At 64.6% G+C, this 15,212-nt stretch carries 14 protein-coding genes; 9 read left to right on the top strand and 5 right to left on the bottom strand.

Annotated features, from left to right (window positions below; all coding sequences use genetic code 11):
* The first annotated feature begins 42 nt into the window (after window positions 1-42).
* The 5 genes from AX725_RS01325 (at window position 43) to AX725_RS01305 (ending at window position 4,781) form a co-directional block, all read left to right on the top strand.
* Window positions 43-858 (top strand): flagellin N-terminal helical domain-containing protein, encoded by an 816-nt coding sequence (locus AX725_RS01325; RefSeq protein ID WP_060979439.1) that lies wholly within the window; start codon window positions 43-45, stop codon window positions 856-858.
* A gap of 152 nt (window positions 859-1,010) precedes the next feature.
* Entirely contained in the window at window positions 1,011-1,823 is an 813-nt protein-coding gene (locus AX725_RS01320; RefSeq protein WP_060979438.1) for a flagellin N-terminal helical domain-containing protein, read from the top strand.
* Window positions 1,824-1,982: 159 nt separating this feature from the next.
* A complete protein-coding gene (locus tag AX725_RS01315; RefSeq protein WP_060979437.1) occupies window positions 1,983-2,813 on the top strand; it encodes a flagellin N-terminal helical domain-containing protein in 831 nt (276 codons plus the stop codon).
* Window positions 2,814-2,964: 151 nt separating this feature from the next.
* Window positions 2,965-3,783, top strand: a complete 819-nt coding sequence (locus AX725_RS01310) for a flagellin N-terminal helical domain-containing protein (RefSeq protein ID WP_060979436.1) — start codon at window positions 2,965-2,967, stop codon at window positions 3,781-3,783.
* Window positions 3,784-3,938: 155 nt separating this feature from the next.
* Window positions 3,939-4,781 (top strand): flagellin N-terminal helical domain-containing protein, encoded by an 843-nt coding sequence (locus tag AX725_RS01305; protein ID WP_066119046.1) that lies wholly within the window; start codon window positions 3,939-3,941, stop codon window positions 4,779-4,781.
* Between the two features lie 143 nt (window positions 4,782-4,924).
* Here the strand turns inward: AX725_RS01305 and AX725_RS01300 are convergent, their stop codons facing one another.
* From AX725_RS01300 to AX725_RS01290, 3 genes are all read right to left on the bottom strand, one after another.
* The gene (locus tag AX725_RS01300) at window positions 4,925-5,827 is read right to left on the bottom strand and encodes a hypothetical protein (protein ID WP_060979434.1); all 903 of its coding nucleotides are present in this window, start codon (window positions 5,825-5,827) and stop codon (window positions 4,925-4,927) included.
* A 218-nt stretch (window positions 5,828-6,045) separates the two neighbouring features.
* The gene (locus AX725_RS01295; RefSeq protein WP_066113947.1) at window positions 6,046-7,023 is read right to left on the bottom strand and encodes a diacylglycerol kinase family protein; all 978 of its coding nucleotides are present in this window, start codon (window positions 7,021-7,023) and stop codon (window positions 6,046-6,048) included.
* A 5-nt stretch (window positions 7,024-7,028) separates the two neighbouring features.
* Complete coding sequence (locus AX725_RS01290; protein ID WP_060979432.1) at window positions 7,029-7,556, bottom strand: DUF2141 domain-containing protein; 528 nt, start codon at window positions 7,554-7,556, stop codon at window positions 7,029-7,031.
* Between the two features lie 134 nt (window positions 7,557-7,690).
* Between AX725_RS01290 and lptF the strand changes: the two genes are divergently transcribed.
* From lptF to AX725_RS01270, 4 genes are all read left to right on the top strand, one after another.
* A complete protein-coding gene (gene lptF, locus AX725_RS01285) occupies window positions 7,691-8,896 on the top strand; it encodes an LPS export ABC transporter permease LptF (RefSeq protein ID WP_060979463.1) in 1,206 nt (401 codons plus the stop codon).
* Window positions 8,897-8,907: 11 nt separating this feature from the next.
* Window positions 8,908-10,005, top strand: a complete 1,098-nt coding sequence (gene lptG / locus AX725_RS01280; RefSeq protein ID WP_060979431.1) for an LPS export ABC transporter permease LptG — start codon at window positions 8,908-8,910, stop codon at window positions 10,003-10,005.
* 10 nt (window positions 10,006-10,015) lie between these two features.
* On the top strand, window positions 10,016-11,554 hold the full coding sequence (locus AX725_RS01275) for a lipopolysaccharide biosynthesis protein (protein WP_060979430.1): 1,539 nt from the start codon (window positions 10,016-10,018) through the stop codon (window positions 11,552-11,554).
* 97 nt (window positions 11,555-11,651) lie between these two features.
* Complete coding sequence (locus tag AX725_RS01270) at window positions 11,652-13,475, top strand: AMP-dependent synthetase/ligase (RefSeq protein WP_066113950.1); 1,824 nt, start codon at window positions 11,652-11,654, stop codon at window positions 13,473-13,475.
* A 7-nt stretch (window positions 13,476-13,482) separates the two neighbouring features.
* Here AX725_RS01270 and AX725_RS01265 read toward each other — a convergent pair whose 3' ends face one another.
* Entirely contained in the window at window positions 13,483-14,109 is a 627-nt protein-coding gene (locus tag AX725_RS01265) for a DUF2306 domain-containing protein (RefSeq protein WP_060979428.1), read from the bottom strand.
* Window positions 14,110-14,358: 249 nt separating this feature from the next.
* Window positions 14,359-14,886 carry a CarD family transcriptional regulator gene (locus AX725_RS01260; protein ID WP_023837598.1) on the bottom strand — a complete coding sequence of 176 codons (528 nt, stop codon included), beginning with the start codon at window positions 14,884-14,886 and terminating at the stop codon, window positions 14,359-14,361.
* Between the last annotated feature and the right edge of the window lie 326 nt (window positions 14,887-15,212).

Raw genomic sequence — 15,212 nt, 5'->3', positions numbered from 1 at the left:
AAGCAGTGCGCCGCAAGATTGACCAAGCGAAAGGAAAGACTGATGACTGTTATCGGAACGAATATCGGCGCCATCCGCGCTGCCAATGCCTCGACCGCTGCCCAGGCCATGCTGGGCCGCGCGATTGACCGCCTGTCCACCGGCAAGCGCATCAACTCGGCCGCTGACGATGCTGCCGGTAACGCGATCGCCACCCGCATGACCTCGCAGATCCGTGGCCTCGGCCAGGCCGTCCGCAACGCCAATGACGGCATCTCGCTGACCCAGACGGCCGAAGGCGGCATGAACGAGATCACCAACATGTTGCAGCGCATGCGCGAACTGGCCGTCCAGTCGGCATCGGGCACGCTGAGCAACAGCGACCGCACCAACCTGCAGGCGGAAGTCGCGGCGCTGATCCTCCAGGTCGACGACGTTGCCAACAAGACCAACTTCAACGGCGTGTCGCTGCTGACCGCTGTCGGCCCCATCGCGATCCAGACCGGCATTGATTCGGGCGACGTCGTCAACATCACGCTGGCCAACGTCACCACCACGGGCCTTGCCGTCGGCGCGATCGATATCAGCACCGTTGCAGGCGCAGGCACCGCGCTGACCGCGCTCGACACCGCGCTGAACAACATCACCACCGCTCAGGCGAACCTGGGTGCCAGCCAGAACCGTCTGCAGGCGACCGTCTCGAGCCTGATCAACCGCTCGACCAACCTGTCGGAAGCCCGCTCGCGTATTCAGGACGCCAACTTCTCGGACGAGTCGACCAACCTCGCCAAGGCGCAGATTCTGAGCCAGGCATCGACGGCGATGCTCGCCCAGGCGAACCAGAGCCAGCAGGGCGTGCTCAGCCTGATCCGCTCGTAAGACCGGAGGAAAAACTGATAACAGCATCGTCGGGAAAATGACGGGCGTCAAAATACTGGTCAGATTTTGACTTAAAGCCCGTCATTGCCCGCCGTTAATTCCTTTCGAGGCCGCTTAGGAGGGACCGAGCGCCCCATCGAAAGGAATATGAGATGACTGTTATCGGAACGAATGTCGCGGCGCTTCGCGCCGCCAACGCTTCGACCTCGGCCCAGATGAGCCTGTCGAAGTCGATCGATCGCCTGTCCACCGGCAAGCGCATCAACTCTGCCGCCGACGACGCGGCCGGCAATGCCATTGCCACCCGCATGACCTCGCAGATCCGCGGCCTCAACCAGGCCGTGCGCAATGCGAACGACGGTATCTCGCTGACCCAGACCGCCGAAGGCGGCATGAACGAGATCGTCAACATGATGCAGCGCATGCGCGAATTGGCCGTCCAGTCGGCCTCGGGCACGCTGGTTGCCGGTGACCGCACCAACCTGCAGGCGGAAGTCACCGCGTTGATCGCCCAGGTCAACGACGTCGCAGGCAAGACCACCTTCAACGGCGTTTCGCTGCTGAACACCGCAGGCCCGGTCGCCATCCAGACCGGCAGCGCTTCGGGCGACACCATGAACATCGCGCTTGCCGATGTCACCGCCACCGGTCTTGGCATCAACGCCATCACCATCGCCACCGATACCGGTGCCGCCGCCGCGCTGACCTCGCTCGACACCGCGCTGAACACGATCACCACCGCACAGGCGAATCTCGGCGCCAGCCAGAACCGTCTGCAGGCGACCGTCTCCAGCCTCGTCAACCGCGCCACCAACCTGTCGGAAGCCCGCTCGCGCATCCAGGATGCGAACTTCTCGGAAGAATCGACCAACCTCGCCCGGTCGCAGATCCTCAGCCAGGCGTCGACCGCGATGCTCGCCCAGGCCAACCAGAGCCAGCAGGGCGTGCTCAGCCTGATCCGTTAAGCGACGCAGGGGGGGCTGACGGGCGTTCGTCAAGATTATGACGCGTCCGCCAAAAAACTGACGTTTTCCACTTAATTTCCTGTCAGCCCTCGCCGTCAAAGCGCTTGAGGCCGCCCCAGCAATGGGGTGGCCCCAGGGAAGAAGTGAAAGGACTCAACAATGACCGTTATTGGAACGAACGTTGCAGCCCTCCGGGCTGCCAATGCTTCGACCGCGGCTCAGGGCAGCCTGTCCCGGTCGATCGATCGCCTGTCCACCGGCAAGCGCATCAACTCCGCCGCCGACGACGCCGCAGGCAATGCCATCGCCACCCGCATGACCTCGCAGATCCGTGGCCTCAACCAGGCCGTACGCAACGCGAACGACGGTATCTCGCTGGCGCAGACCGCTGAAGGCGGCATGAACGAGATCGTCAACATGATGCAGCGTATGCGCGAACTGGCCGTCCAGTCGGCTTCGGGCACGCTGGTCGCAGGCGACCGCACCAACCTGCAGGCGGAAGTCACCGCCCTGCTGTCGCAGGTCAACGACGTCGCCAACAAGACCACCTTCAACGGCGTGCAGCTGCTGAACGTGCCGCAGACCCCGGCGCCCGCTCCGACCATCGCCATCCAGACCGGCGTGAGCTCGGGCGATACCGTCGAAATCGCGACCGCCAACGTGACCGCGACCGGCCTGTCGATCGACACGATCGACATCAGCACCGCCGCTGGCGCAGGCACCGCGCTGACCGCGCTCGACACCGCGCTCAACTCGATCACCACCGCACAGGCGAATCTCGGTGCCAGCCAGAACCGTCTGCAGGCGACCGTGTCGAGCCTGGTCAACCGCGCAACCAACCTGTCGGAAGCGCGCTCGCGCATCCAGGACGCGAACTTCTCCGAGGAATCGACGAACCTCGCCAAGTCGCAGATCCTCAGTCAGGCCTCGACTGCGATGCTCGCCCAGGCCAACCAGAGCCAGCAGGGCGTGCTCAGCCTGATCCGATAAAAGGACCGGAATGGGCGATCAGTCAGAAATTTGACGCGCCCGACAAAAATTTGACGGTTTTTGCTTAATTCTCCGTCGGCCTCACCGTCAAAGATGGTGAGGCCGCTCCTTTTACGAGCTGCCGGAAGGAAGACGTGAAGGGAACCAACTTATGACTGTTATCGGAACGAACGTCGCAGCACTCCGTGCTGCCAACGCTTCGACTTCGGCTCAGATGAGCCTGTCGAAGTCGATCGATCGCCTGTCCACCGGCAAGCGCATCAACTCCGCCGCTGACGACGCGGCCGGCAATGCCATCGCCACCCGCATGACCTCGCAGATCCGTGGCCTCAACCAGGCGGTTCGCAACGCGAACGACGGCATCTCGCTGGCGCAGACGGCCGAAGGCGGCATGAACGAAATCACCAACATGATGCAGCGTATGCGCGAACTGGCCGTGCAATCGGCTTCGGGCACGCTGGCCGGCGGTGACCGCGCCAACCTGCAGGCGGAAGTCACCGCCCTGCTGGCGCAGGTCGACGACGTCGCGGGCAAGACCAACTTCAACGGCGTCTCGCTGCTGAACACTGCCGGCCCCGTGTCCATCCAGACCGGCATCGGCTCGGGCGACACGGTCAACATCGCGCTTGCCAACGTCACCACGGGTGCAACCGGTCTTGCCATCGGCACGATCGACATCAGCACCGCCGCCGGTGCTGGCACCGCGCTGACCGCGCTCGATACCGCGCTGAACACGATCACCACCGCCCAGGCAAATCTCGGTGCCAGCCAGAACCGTCTGCAGGCGACCGTCTCCAGCCTGGTCAACCGCTCGACCAACCTGTCGGAAGCGCGCTCGCGCATCCAGGACGCGAACTTCTCCGAGGAATCGACCAACCTCGCCAAGTCGCAGATCCTCAGCCAGGCCTCGACCGCGATGCTGGCCCAGGCGAACCAGAGCCAGCAGGGCGTGCTGAGCCTGATCCGCTAATGACGTGAGGGGCTGGCGCGGCGATCCGGCGGAAAATTGACACGTCAGACGAAAATTTGACGCTTTCTGCTTAATCTCCCGTCAGCCCCACCGTCTTAGTCATTGAGGCCGCTACATTTTTTGGAGCCGCCCCAGGATAGTGGAAGGAACCACAGATGACTGTAATCGGTACCAATGTTTCGGCGCTCCGTGCTGCAAACGCTTCGACTTCGGCTCAGATGAGCCTGTCGAAGTCGATCGACCGCCTGTCGACCGGCAAGCGCATCAACTCCGCCGCAGACGACGCAGCCGGCAATGCCATCGCCACGCGCATGACTTCGCAGATCCGTGGCCTCAACCAGGCCGTCCGCAACGCCAATGACGGCATTTCGCTGACGCAGACCGCCGAAGGCGGAATGAACGAAATCGTCAACATGATGCAGCGTATGCGCGAGCTGGCGGTGCAATCGGCTTCGGGCACGCTGGCAGACAGCGACCGCACCAACCTGCAGGCGGAAGTCACCGCGCTGAAGGCGGAAGTCACCGCGCTGAAGGCGCAGGTGAACGATGTCGCCAACAAGACCACCTTCAACGGCGTGGCCCTGCTCAACACTGCAGGCCCGGTCGCCATCCAGACCGGCATCGCATCGGGCGACACGGTCAACATCACGCTCGCCAACGTGACCACCGTGGGCCTGGGCATCGATGGCGTCGATATCGGCGCGCTGGCCGGCACGGGTGACCCGAGCGCTGCTCTGACCGCGCTGGATACCGCGCTGAACACGATCACCACCGCACAGGCCGGTCTCGGCGCCAGCCAGAACCGTCTGCAGGCGACCGTCTCCAGCCTGGTCAACCGCTCGACCAACCTGTCGGAAGCGCGCTCGCGCATCCAGGACGCGAACTTCTCGGAAGAATCGACCAACCTCGCCCGGTCGCAGATCCTGGCGCAGGCCTCGACCGCGATGCTCGCCCAGGCCAACCAGAGCCAGCAGGGCGTGCTGAGCCTGATCCGTTAATCGCATCGGATCGGAACCGACCTGCGGTTCGACCGTAGGGGAGACGCAACGGCCGTTACCGACAACTCAATGGCCTGAGCCGATATTCGATCAACCCCCTTTCCGGATGGACCGGAAGGGGGGTTTTTCGTTTCGCACGGACGCTATCTGACCGCGCCGCTCTTCAGCAGCTTCGGCACCAGGAACAGCGCCGCGACCAACGGCCATTTGCGCTGCCAGGGTCGGATCGTGATCTGCGTGCCCGCGTGCCGGTTGATCTTCCAGGCCAGATAATCGATGCCGCCGGCGAAGGTGAAGCTCGCCTTGGCGAGCCGAGCGACCGTCAACCGCTTGCCGCGTGCCCGCAGACTTGCCCAGCGGTTTTCTGCCTCCTCGCGCGGCATGGCGGCCAGATCAGGCACTTCGCGCGCGATCGCTGCGCCGACCGCCGCATAATGATCGGGCGCGAAATCGACCACCTTGTCAGGCCGGTCGCCGCGTTCGGCGCGCAGTTCCGCGCCATAGGTGCGGGTGAAGCCGGTGCGCCAGATGTGCAGCGGATCGGCACTGGCGCTGTCTGCAACCGGCGCGGCATGGCGCAGCAGCGTCACCGGCGCCGCGCACAACGCATCCAGCGCATGCGCCTCGGCGGCAGCATCGGCGCTCCACACGATCCGCACCGGCTGGGCAAAGCGCGCCCAGACCGAGACATCGCCCGCCTGCATCGAGCACGCTCTGGCCAGGTCCGCCTCGGACAGCACCGCATATTTGGCGGCAAGATTGTCATGCGCCGCCGGAAAGACATTGGGCGGGATCAGCGCATTGGCTCGCGCCATCCACCCGGCCTTGTTCGCCGCGCGATAGGCCGCCGCATAATCCGAGACGATGATGTAGAAATCGAGCATCAACCCGTCGAGCTGCGCCTCGCGCAGGCATGAACCGTAGAAAATCACCGCCCGCGCCGTCTCGCCGAACGGGGCGATGATTGCGCGCGCGAACTCAGCGACGCGTGGGTCGACCGGCTGAAGCGCTTCGGCGGCGATGAGCGATTGGAGAGTCGGGGCCATGACCAGCTAGTATCGAAAGCCCTCCCCCTTGATGGGGGAGGGTTGGGTGGGGGTGCGTTCTCGGAATGTAGCTGCTGGTGTCAAACTGCGAAACCTTTCACGCAGCTGCCCGATCACCCTCACCGCTGCGACTAGGTGGCAAAGCCACCAAGTCTCGCTGCCTCTCCCATCAAGGGAGAGGCGATGAACATCCGCCTCCGCAGTTCATGGCCAAGCGATCAAGCTGCCAGGCGCAGAAACGGCACCGGATCGGTCGAACGCAGGATGATCGGCTTGCCCGCGCTCGCCTCGAAAATCTCGCCGTCCAGGATCACCCGGCTGCGCGTGCGGTCGCTGTCGATGCGGATCATGTCCTCGCGCGCCAGATGCACGCCGCGCCCGCGCCGCGTGCCGAACCGGCCCATCAGCGTGTCGATCAGCATCGTCGTCAGCCCGGCACGATTATGCTCGACCGCGATGAACTTGAGATGCCCGGTCGGCGATGGTCCGCTATCCGCGCGGCTGCCCAGCAGCAGTTTTTCCAGCGTCGTCACCATCACCACCAGAAAGCTGCCGTTGAGCTCGCCCTTCTGGAAATAGGAGATGCGCAGCGCCGAGCGCGTGATCGGCAGGAACTTGGCGGTGAGCCCGAACAGCATGGTGAACAGCCCCGCGATCGCCGCGATGAAATGGCTGACCGAATTGGGCAGACCCAGCGGGTAAATCTTCTGGCGACAATAGAGGATGATCTCGGCCAGCCCGGCCCCACCCATGAACATGCCCAGTACCGGGCGCCCGTCCTCGCCGTCGGACAGCGCGATGAGCTGACGCACCACGATATGGCTTTCCAGGTCATTGCGCGCGATCTCGACGATGCGGTCGAGCGTGGGCAGCGGCTTGCCGCGCGCGCCCAGATCGAGCGCGATGAGGTTGGTCTTGCCGTTGGGCAGCACCGCGACCGCAGGCGGCGACTTGCCGAAATGGCCGCCATGGTAGAGTTCGGTCAGCGTCGCCTGCACCGTGCCGTCGCCGCCATTGATCACGAGCACGCGCGGCTTGACCAGCGCGATCGCGCGCAGCGCGTCGGCAATCTGGTGCACCTCTTCCACCTCGTAGTGGAAGATGTCCGGGTTGCGCGCGCAATAATCGCGCACCGCCGGCAACATCGCCTTGTTGCCGGTCGAGCGCGGATTGGAAATGAGCGCAACGAGAGTCATTCAGGTCATCCTATCGGCTTGATCGTCATCCCCTGGCGGTAGTTCAGGACCACCTGGATGCGCGTAACGCCGGGACCCACCCGGATGGCGGTCTTGCCCGCAGAGGGCTTGAGGCTGAGCAAAGAAAGCGAGGGGTTGTTGGAGAACCCACCACCATCGTTCCAGCCGGATTTGCCGCTGCCATCGACATCATGACGCACGGCGATGCCATAGGCGCCGGTAGCCGGAAGCGGCACGCAGAAGCTCATCTTGCCACCGCGCGGGGCGACGGCGGTGTCGATGCGGTTGATCCACGCACCCTTTTCCAGCCAGCTCGCCTTGGTGGCGGGATAGGCCTGCACGCGGATGCGGCCGGTATTCGCCTTGAAGCCGCTGACCTCGACATGCACCGCCGGGCCGTCGGCTCCGGCAGCGCATTTGCGCATGTCGTTGGCGATTTCCTGACGCTGCGCATGCGCCACAGGCGTCAGGGCCGCGAAGGCGATGCCGCCCGCAGCCAGACAAGCCAGTGATTTTGCCGCAATTTTGAACATGACGTAATCAATCCCAGAAGCTATAGCCGTGCCGCTCCGGATGGCGCGGACAAGGCTGATGAGCCCCCTTTACCATCTGCTTATGGGAAGCGTTTGCGGCCAAATCATGGTGACAGGGCGACAATAAGTTGAAATTGCTAACCGCCACAGACGCTTATATCGCCCGTCTCGTCTTCTTTCCGCTGGTCGGCACGTTGATCCTGGCTGCCATGCTGCTGGTACTCGACAAGATGCTGCGATTGTTCGACTTTGTCGCGGCCGAAGGCGGCCCGGTCAGCGTCGTGTGGCGCATGCTCGCCAACCTCTTGCCCGAATATCTCTCGCTCGGCATCCCGATCGGCCTGCTTCTCGGCATCCTGCTTGCGTTCCGCAAGCTCGCCATGTCGTCGGAACTCGACGTGTTCCGCGCGGTGGGCCTCAGCTACACCCGGCTGCTGCGCGTGCCGTACATGTTCGCGGTCGGGCTGATGCTCGTGAACCTGGCCTTGGTCGGCTATATCCAGCCCAAGGCCCGCTATGCCTATGAGGAACTGGGCTTCGAGCTGCGCTCGGGCGCGCTGGGTGCCTCGATCAAGGTCGGCGAATTCACGCAATTGGGCGACCGGATGACGCTGCGCATCGAGCAGAGCCGCGATGGCGGGCGTGAGCTGTACGGCATTTTCGTGCGTGCCGAGGCCAAGTCGGGCACGTCGCTGTCGGTCACGGCGGAGCGCGGCAAGTTCCTGGCGACCGATGACCCGAACACGATCATCTTCCGCCTGACCAACGGCACGCTGGTGCACGATTCGCCTGACTACAAGACCCCGCGCGTGCTGACCTTCAGCAACCATGACCTGCCGATCGACCTGCCCAAGATCGAATCCTTCCGCAGGCGCGGGGGCGGCAAGGACCGCGAATACACGATCCCCGAACTCGTCCGCATCGGTACCGATGCCAGCATCCCCGAAGCACAGCGCAACCAGACACGCGCCAATTTCCATTTCCGCATGGTCGAGGTGGTGATGATGCTGCTGATGCCGCTGCTCGCGGTGGCGCTGGCGATCCCGCCCAAGCGCTCGACCTCCGCGCTGGGTGTGTTCCTGTCGATCGTGATGATCGTGACCTATCACAAGATCAACGAATATGGCGAAGATGTCGGCGCGCTGGGGCTGGTCGACCCGATCATCGCGCTGTGGGTCCCGTTCGCGCTGTTCTCGGCGCTGATCGCCTGGATGTACTATCAGGTGGCCTTCGTGCCCGGCGGTCAACCGATCGGCGCGCTGGAAAAGGTCTTCGCCAAATCGGGCGCGGCGGTGCGCGGGCTGTTCAGCTTCGGCCGCAAGCGGTCCTTCCAGGAATAGGCGCAAGCGCGATGCATTTCGAATTCTTCCCGTCGCGCACCGTGGCCATCTACATGGCGCGCAAGTTCCTCACCAGCATCCTGGCGGTGGTGGCGCTGCTGTTCATCGTGCTGCAGTCGCTCGACCTGCTGGGCGAAAGCGGCAAGATCCTCGCCTATCCGGGCAACGGCCAGGCGCAGCTCTTGACCTATATCTCGCTTCGCGCGCCGCAGATCATCGATCTGGTGCTGCCCTTCTCGGTGCTGCTCGCGACGATCATCACGCTGGCGACGCTGAACCAGAACAGCGAGGTCGTGGCGATGAAGGCGGCGGGGCTGTCGGCGCATCAGGTGCTCGCGCCGCTGCTGATCGCGGCCTTCGGCGTCTCGGCCATCACCTTCGTCTTTTCCGAACGCATCCTCACCCGCGCCACCGCGACGCTCGATGCCTGGGAAGCGGCGGATTTCGGCCCGATCCCGCGCGATTCCAACGTGAAGTCGAACATCTGGGTACGCGAAGGCGACAATATCATCCAGGCCGATACCGTCGAAGGCCGGGGCAATGCGACGCGGCTGACCGGGGTCGCGGTGTACCAGCGCGACAGCCAGGGCGGCATGGCGCGGATCATCAAGGCCAGCGAAGGGACCTATACCGGCAAGGGCTGGAAGCTGACCGATGCGACGCAGTTCGATGTCGCCACGGGGCAGAAGCAGGTGCTGGGCGATATCGTCACCGCAGGCAATGTCCGGCCCGATCAGTTCACGCTCAGCAAGGTCAATGCCGATGGCCTTTCCTTCCCGCAGCTCTGGACCGCGATCGAGGAACTCAAGGCCGCCGGGCGTCCGACCGCCGCGCTTGAGGCGAACCTGTGGCACAAGCTCTCCGGCCCGCTTTCGGCGCTGCTGATGCCGCTGCTCGGCGCAGTCGCCGCCTTCGGCCTGGCGCGATCGGGCCAGCTGTTCATCCGCGCCGTGATCGGCATGGCGCTGGGCTTTGCCTATTTCGTCGCGGACAATTTCGCGCTCGCGATGGGCAATCTGGGCGCCTATCCGCCGATCCTCGCGGCCTGGTCGCCCTTCTTCCTGTTCCTGATGGTCGGCGAGACCGTCCTTATCCGCACCGAGGAATAGGCCGCAGCCCGTGGCCGCCGACACGCCCGATCCTGCCACTACCGCACCCGCTGTCAGCCGTGCCGATGTCGCGAGCGGCGCGGCGCTGTCGGGCCTGGCGCGCATGGGCGCGATCATCGAGATCGTCACCCAGCCCGCCTTCGTGTGGATGTTCGGCCTCGCCACCTATGGCAGCTATGTCGTGCTCTGGGCGGCAGTGAACGTGCTCTCGACGCTGACCACCTTGTCGCTGGCGCAGGGGCTGCAGCGTTCGATCCCGTCCGCCGCCAGCCGCGAGGCCGAGCATGGCGTGGTGCGCTATGCGCTGCTGGTGACGGTGATCCCGTCCGCATTCGCGGCGCTGTGCATCACCCTCGCCGCGCCTGGAATCGCGCCGCAATTCTCGGTCGAACCGGCGATGCGCCCGCACCTGCCCGCGCTGATCGCACTGTTCGTGTGGACGCTGCCGCTCACCGTCGCGCTCGAGATCGCCACCGCCGCTGCGCGTGCGCGTCGCGCCTTCGGGCCCGAGATTCGCCTGCGCATCTTCTGGGAGCAGATCGCGCGGCTGATCGTCGCGGTCGCACTCTATGCGCTGGGGGTGCGGCTGTTCGGGCTGTTCGTCGCGCATATCGTCTCTCTGGGCGTCACCGCCTGGCTGTCGGTGCGGCTGCTCGGGCGCTATTACGATCTCGGCCTGCTATGGCGTGCGCCGATGCCGCCCGCGCTGCGTCATGACACGCTGAAATCGGGCCTGGCGACGATGCCGCCCAACCTGGCGCGACGCGCGTTCAACGACCTTCCGCCGGTGCTGCTCGGCCTTGCGCTGAGCGGTGGTGGCGGCGCGGTGGCGGCAGGTCTGTTCGGCATCGCGCGCAAGATAGCCTCGGTGCCGCTGATCGTGCGCCAGACCTTTCTCTATGTCCTCGCGCCCTTGAGCGCTGCGCAGCGGGCCGCCGACAAGGCGCAGATCGCGCCGCTCTACCGCTTTGCCAACCGCATCGCCGCGATCATCGTGTTGCCGCTCACCGCGGTGATGATCGCAGGGGGTGACGCGACATTGCTGCTGTTCTCGCCCGAAGCCGCCGATGCGCTGCCGGTGCTGGTCGTGCTGCTGGTCGGCCGTGCGGGCGAGACGATCCTGGGTGCGGCGACGCCGATCGTCGAGATGACCGGGCACCGCCTGCTGCCGCTCGCCAATTCGATTGCGGGGCTCGCCGCAGCCGGGCTGGTCGGCTGGCTGACCGTCGACGACATGGGCGCAACCGGCATGGCGCTGGCGGTGAGCGCGGGTGTGATCGTGTCGAGCTGGGCAGCGGTGGCCGAGCTTTGGATCAGCGATCGGCTGGGTCCGTTCGACCGGCATTTCCTGCGCGCCCTCGCCTGCGGCCTGGGCGGATTTGCTGCGCTCTGGCTGGTCGGCTGGCTGTTCCAGGGGCTGGGCATGGTGCCGCGCGCCGCGATCCAGTTCGCCTGTTTCTTTCCGCTGGTCTGGCTGGGGCTCAAGTTCGGGCTCGATGCCGAGGACAAGGCGGCACTGGGCAAGGCGGGGCGCAAACTTGCGCTGTGAAGCGCGCGGCCCTGATTGCCCCTGCACCCAAAGCCCGCTAGACCCTTAGTCCAAAGACCGCAGACATGAACGCGGCAGCCAGAGGAGCCCTGACCCGGTGATCGCCAACAAATCGCTCGACCAGTTTGCCCGTTTCAACAACCTGCTCGACCTGTTCTTTGCGCGCGCCGACGAGCTGGGCGATGCGCCGTTCCTCTGGGCCAAGCGCGGCGGTGCGTGGACGCCGATCAGCTGGCGGCAAGCGGCGGGTCAGGTCGCGGAACTGGCGCACGCGCTCAAGGACATGGGGCTGCAGCGCGGCGACCGGGTGATGCTGGTGAGCGAGAACCGTCCCGAATGGTGCATCGCGGACCTGGCGATCATGGCCGCTGGCTGCGTCACCGTGCCGACCTACACCACCAATACCGAGCGCGACCACCAGCACATTCTCGACAATTCGGGCGCGCGCGCCGTCATCGTTTCGGATGCCAAGCTGGCGCGCACATTGCTGCCCGCCGTGCTGCGCGCAGGCAATGCCTGGCACGTGATCGGCATGGAGCCGGTCAAGGTCGGCCAGGCCAGCCGCTTCCGCGCGCACAACTGGTCCGATCTGGTGACCGGCGATGCCGCGCGCCAGGCCGAACTGATGCCTGCCGTCCGTGCCGATGCGGCGACGCTCACGCGGCAAGACACCGCGTGCATCATCTATACCAGCGGCACCGGCGGGGCGCCGCGCGGGGTGATGCAGCACCATGGCGCGATCCTGCACAATATCGCGGGCCCCACCCGCGTCATCTCCGAGGATTTCGGCTGGGACGACGAGGTCTTCCTGTCGTTCCTGCCGCTCTCCCACGCCTATGAGCACAGCGCAGGACAGTTCTTCCCGATCGGGCTCGGCGCGCAGATCTATTATTCCGAAGGGCTCGAAAAGCTCGCCAGCAATATCGAGGAGGTGCGCCCGACGCTGATGGTGGTAGTGCCGCGCCTGTTCGAGGTGCTGCGTGCGCGTATCCTCAAGCAGATCCAGAAACAGGGCAAGGTCGCCAATTTCCTCTTCGAGCGCGCAATGGCGCTGGGCGAGAAGCAGCTCGCCGGAAGGGATGGCGTGCTCGACAAGCCGATGGACTTCATCCTCTCGAACAGCCTGCGCCCCAAGATCCAGGCGCGGTTCGGGGGACGGGTCAAGGCGATGGTCTCGGGTGGCGCGCCGCTCAATCCCGAGATCGGCGTGTTCTTTCACGCACTCGGCATCACGCTACTGCAGGGCTATGGCCAGACCGAGGCAGCACCGATCATCGCGTGCAATCGGCCCAGCGTGGGCATCAAGATGGACACGGTCGGCCCGCCGCTTGCCGATACCGAGGTGCGCATTGCCGAGGATGGCGAGATCCTGGTGCGCGGCGAACTCGTCATGCACGGCTACTGGCAGAACCCGGAAGAGACCGCGCGCGTGCTCAAGGACGGCTGGCTGCACACCGGCGACATCGGTTACATCGATGAGGCCGGGCGCATCGCGATCACCGATCGCAAGAAGGACCTGATCGTCAACGACAAGGGCGACAATGTCTCGCCGCAAAAGGTCGAGGGCATGCTGACGCTGCAGCCCGAGATTCACCAGGCGATGGTGGTCGGTGACCGGCGGCCCTATCTGGTAGGCCTGGTGGTGCCCGATCCCGAATGGACGATGGAATGGGCGAGCGCGCAGGGCCTCAAGGTCGATTTCGCCGCACTCCAGGCCAATCCGCAGTTCAAGGCGGCGGTGCGCGCGGCGATCGACCGGGTCAATGCCGACCTTTCGGTGATCGAGAAGGTGCGCCAGTTCAACTTTGCCGACGAGCCATTCACGATCGAGAATGGCGAAATGACGCCGTCGATGAAGATCCGGCGGCATGTCATCAAGGGGCGCTACCAGGAGCGGCTGGACAGCCTGTACAAGAGCTGAGGTCGCGTCAGCGGGCGGGGCTGCGGCGGTTCCACAGCTGCAGGGCGATCTCCGCGATCAGCAGCGGTCCGACCCAGTACGCCCAGATAGCGAGCGCCGGGGCGATCCCGTCCATGTCGTCCAGCCGCTGCGCGAGGCGGCAGAAGACGAAGGTCAAGGTCAGCACCAGCGAGCGGATCATCCACATCTGGTGGACACGCCAGCGCTTCTGGCTGCCCCGCCACCAGCCCATCGAGGTGGCGACGAGCCAGACCACTGCAAGCGTGCCTGTCGCCCAGCCGCTGGCGAGATTGCGGTGTGGGTCGCTGATCGCGAGAAATAGCGCGACGAACGCCATGGTCATGCCCGCGCCGACATAGGTGCAGCCGGTATGGCGGTGATAGTCGAACGCCGCGCGGGTCCAACCCATGTACAGCGCCAGGAATCCCGAGACGAGCGTCAGAAATCCGGTCAGCGCATGCAGCACGATCCACAGGCTGTGATCAGCATGGCCCCGCTGCGCCCCGCCACCCAGCGCAGGCAGCACGTTGAGCCAGAGCACGGGCAGCGTCGAGAGCACGGCCGCCCAGAACAGCAGCGCGGGCACGGTCAGACCCGGACGATGATCGATCGGCGGCCAGGCCTGGCTTGTCACGACGGCTCCCCCTGATGGAATTGCGCCAGCGTGCCTCAAGCCGAAAGGCATCGCAACCGGTCTCGGCACACCGCCTTCCTCGTCACCCCCGCGAAAGCGGGGGTCCCGCTTCTGTGCTACCGATGCTGAAAAAGCGGGATTCCCGCGTTCGCGGGAATGACGGATAGCGATCGATCTCCACACAAAGCAAGACCCCGGATCGGCCTCTGCCAATCCGGGGTCTTGCTGATGCGTCGAACGCGAAAGCGCTTATTCGGCGGCTTCGTAGTACTGCGGCGCGGCGGCGTTCAGGATCTCGAGGATCTTCTTGAGCGCGGCGGGCTCGTCGGTCTTTTCCATCGCGGCCAGCTCGCGGGCCAGACGGCTCGAGGCGGCTTCGAAAATCTGCCGCTCCGAATAGCTCTGCTCGGGCTGGTCGTCGGGACGGAACAGATCGCGCGTCACTTCGGCGATCGAGACGAGGTCGCCCGAATTGATCTTCGCTTCATATTCCTGGGCGCGGCGCGACCACATGGTGCGCTTGACCTTGGGCTTGCTCTTCAGCGTTTCCATCGCTTCGCGCAGCGTCTTGTCCGAAGACAGCTTGCGCATGCCGATGCTTTCGACCTTGTTCACAGGAACGCGCAGGGTCATCCGTTCCTTTTCGAAGCGCAGCACGTACAGCTCGAGCTGCATGCCGGCAATTTCTTCCTTCTGAAGTTCCACAACACGGCCGACACCGTGCTTGGGATAAACCACATAATCGCCTACATCAAAAGACAGCGCTTTGGCGGCCATTCAAAAACCTTTCTGTATTCAGGGGAAGCGGGAGCCTTTTCGAACTCGCATGTCAGCCGTTCGAGCTATTCTCCTCAAAATGTGCCGAATGTGGGACACCCATCAGCGCAAACCCGCTGCGCCAATAGGCCGCACTTAACAGATTCGTCACAAAATAGCCACCCCGTAATGGCCATTCCGGTCCTAGATGGGGGCTGCGAACAAAAATACAATCGTGTTGGGAGAATTACGCTACGGAAACCGCCAACGTTTGCAGCGGGGCAGTGCGGAAACTCTCAAAAAGAGGTCGGCGCAGACGACCCACCCCTTGCCCCTCCCTGTCCATG

The sequence above is a fragment of the Blastomonas sp. CCH9-A1 genome (assembly GCF_001557175.1).
Taxonomy (GTDB): domain Bacteria; phylum Pseudomonadota; class Alphaproteobacteria; order Sphingomonadales; family Sphingomonadaceae; genus Blastomonas; species Blastomonas delafieldii_A.
The sequence above is the reverse complement of the archived record's forward strand: the minus strand, read 5'-3'. Positions and strand labels throughout refer to the sequence as shown.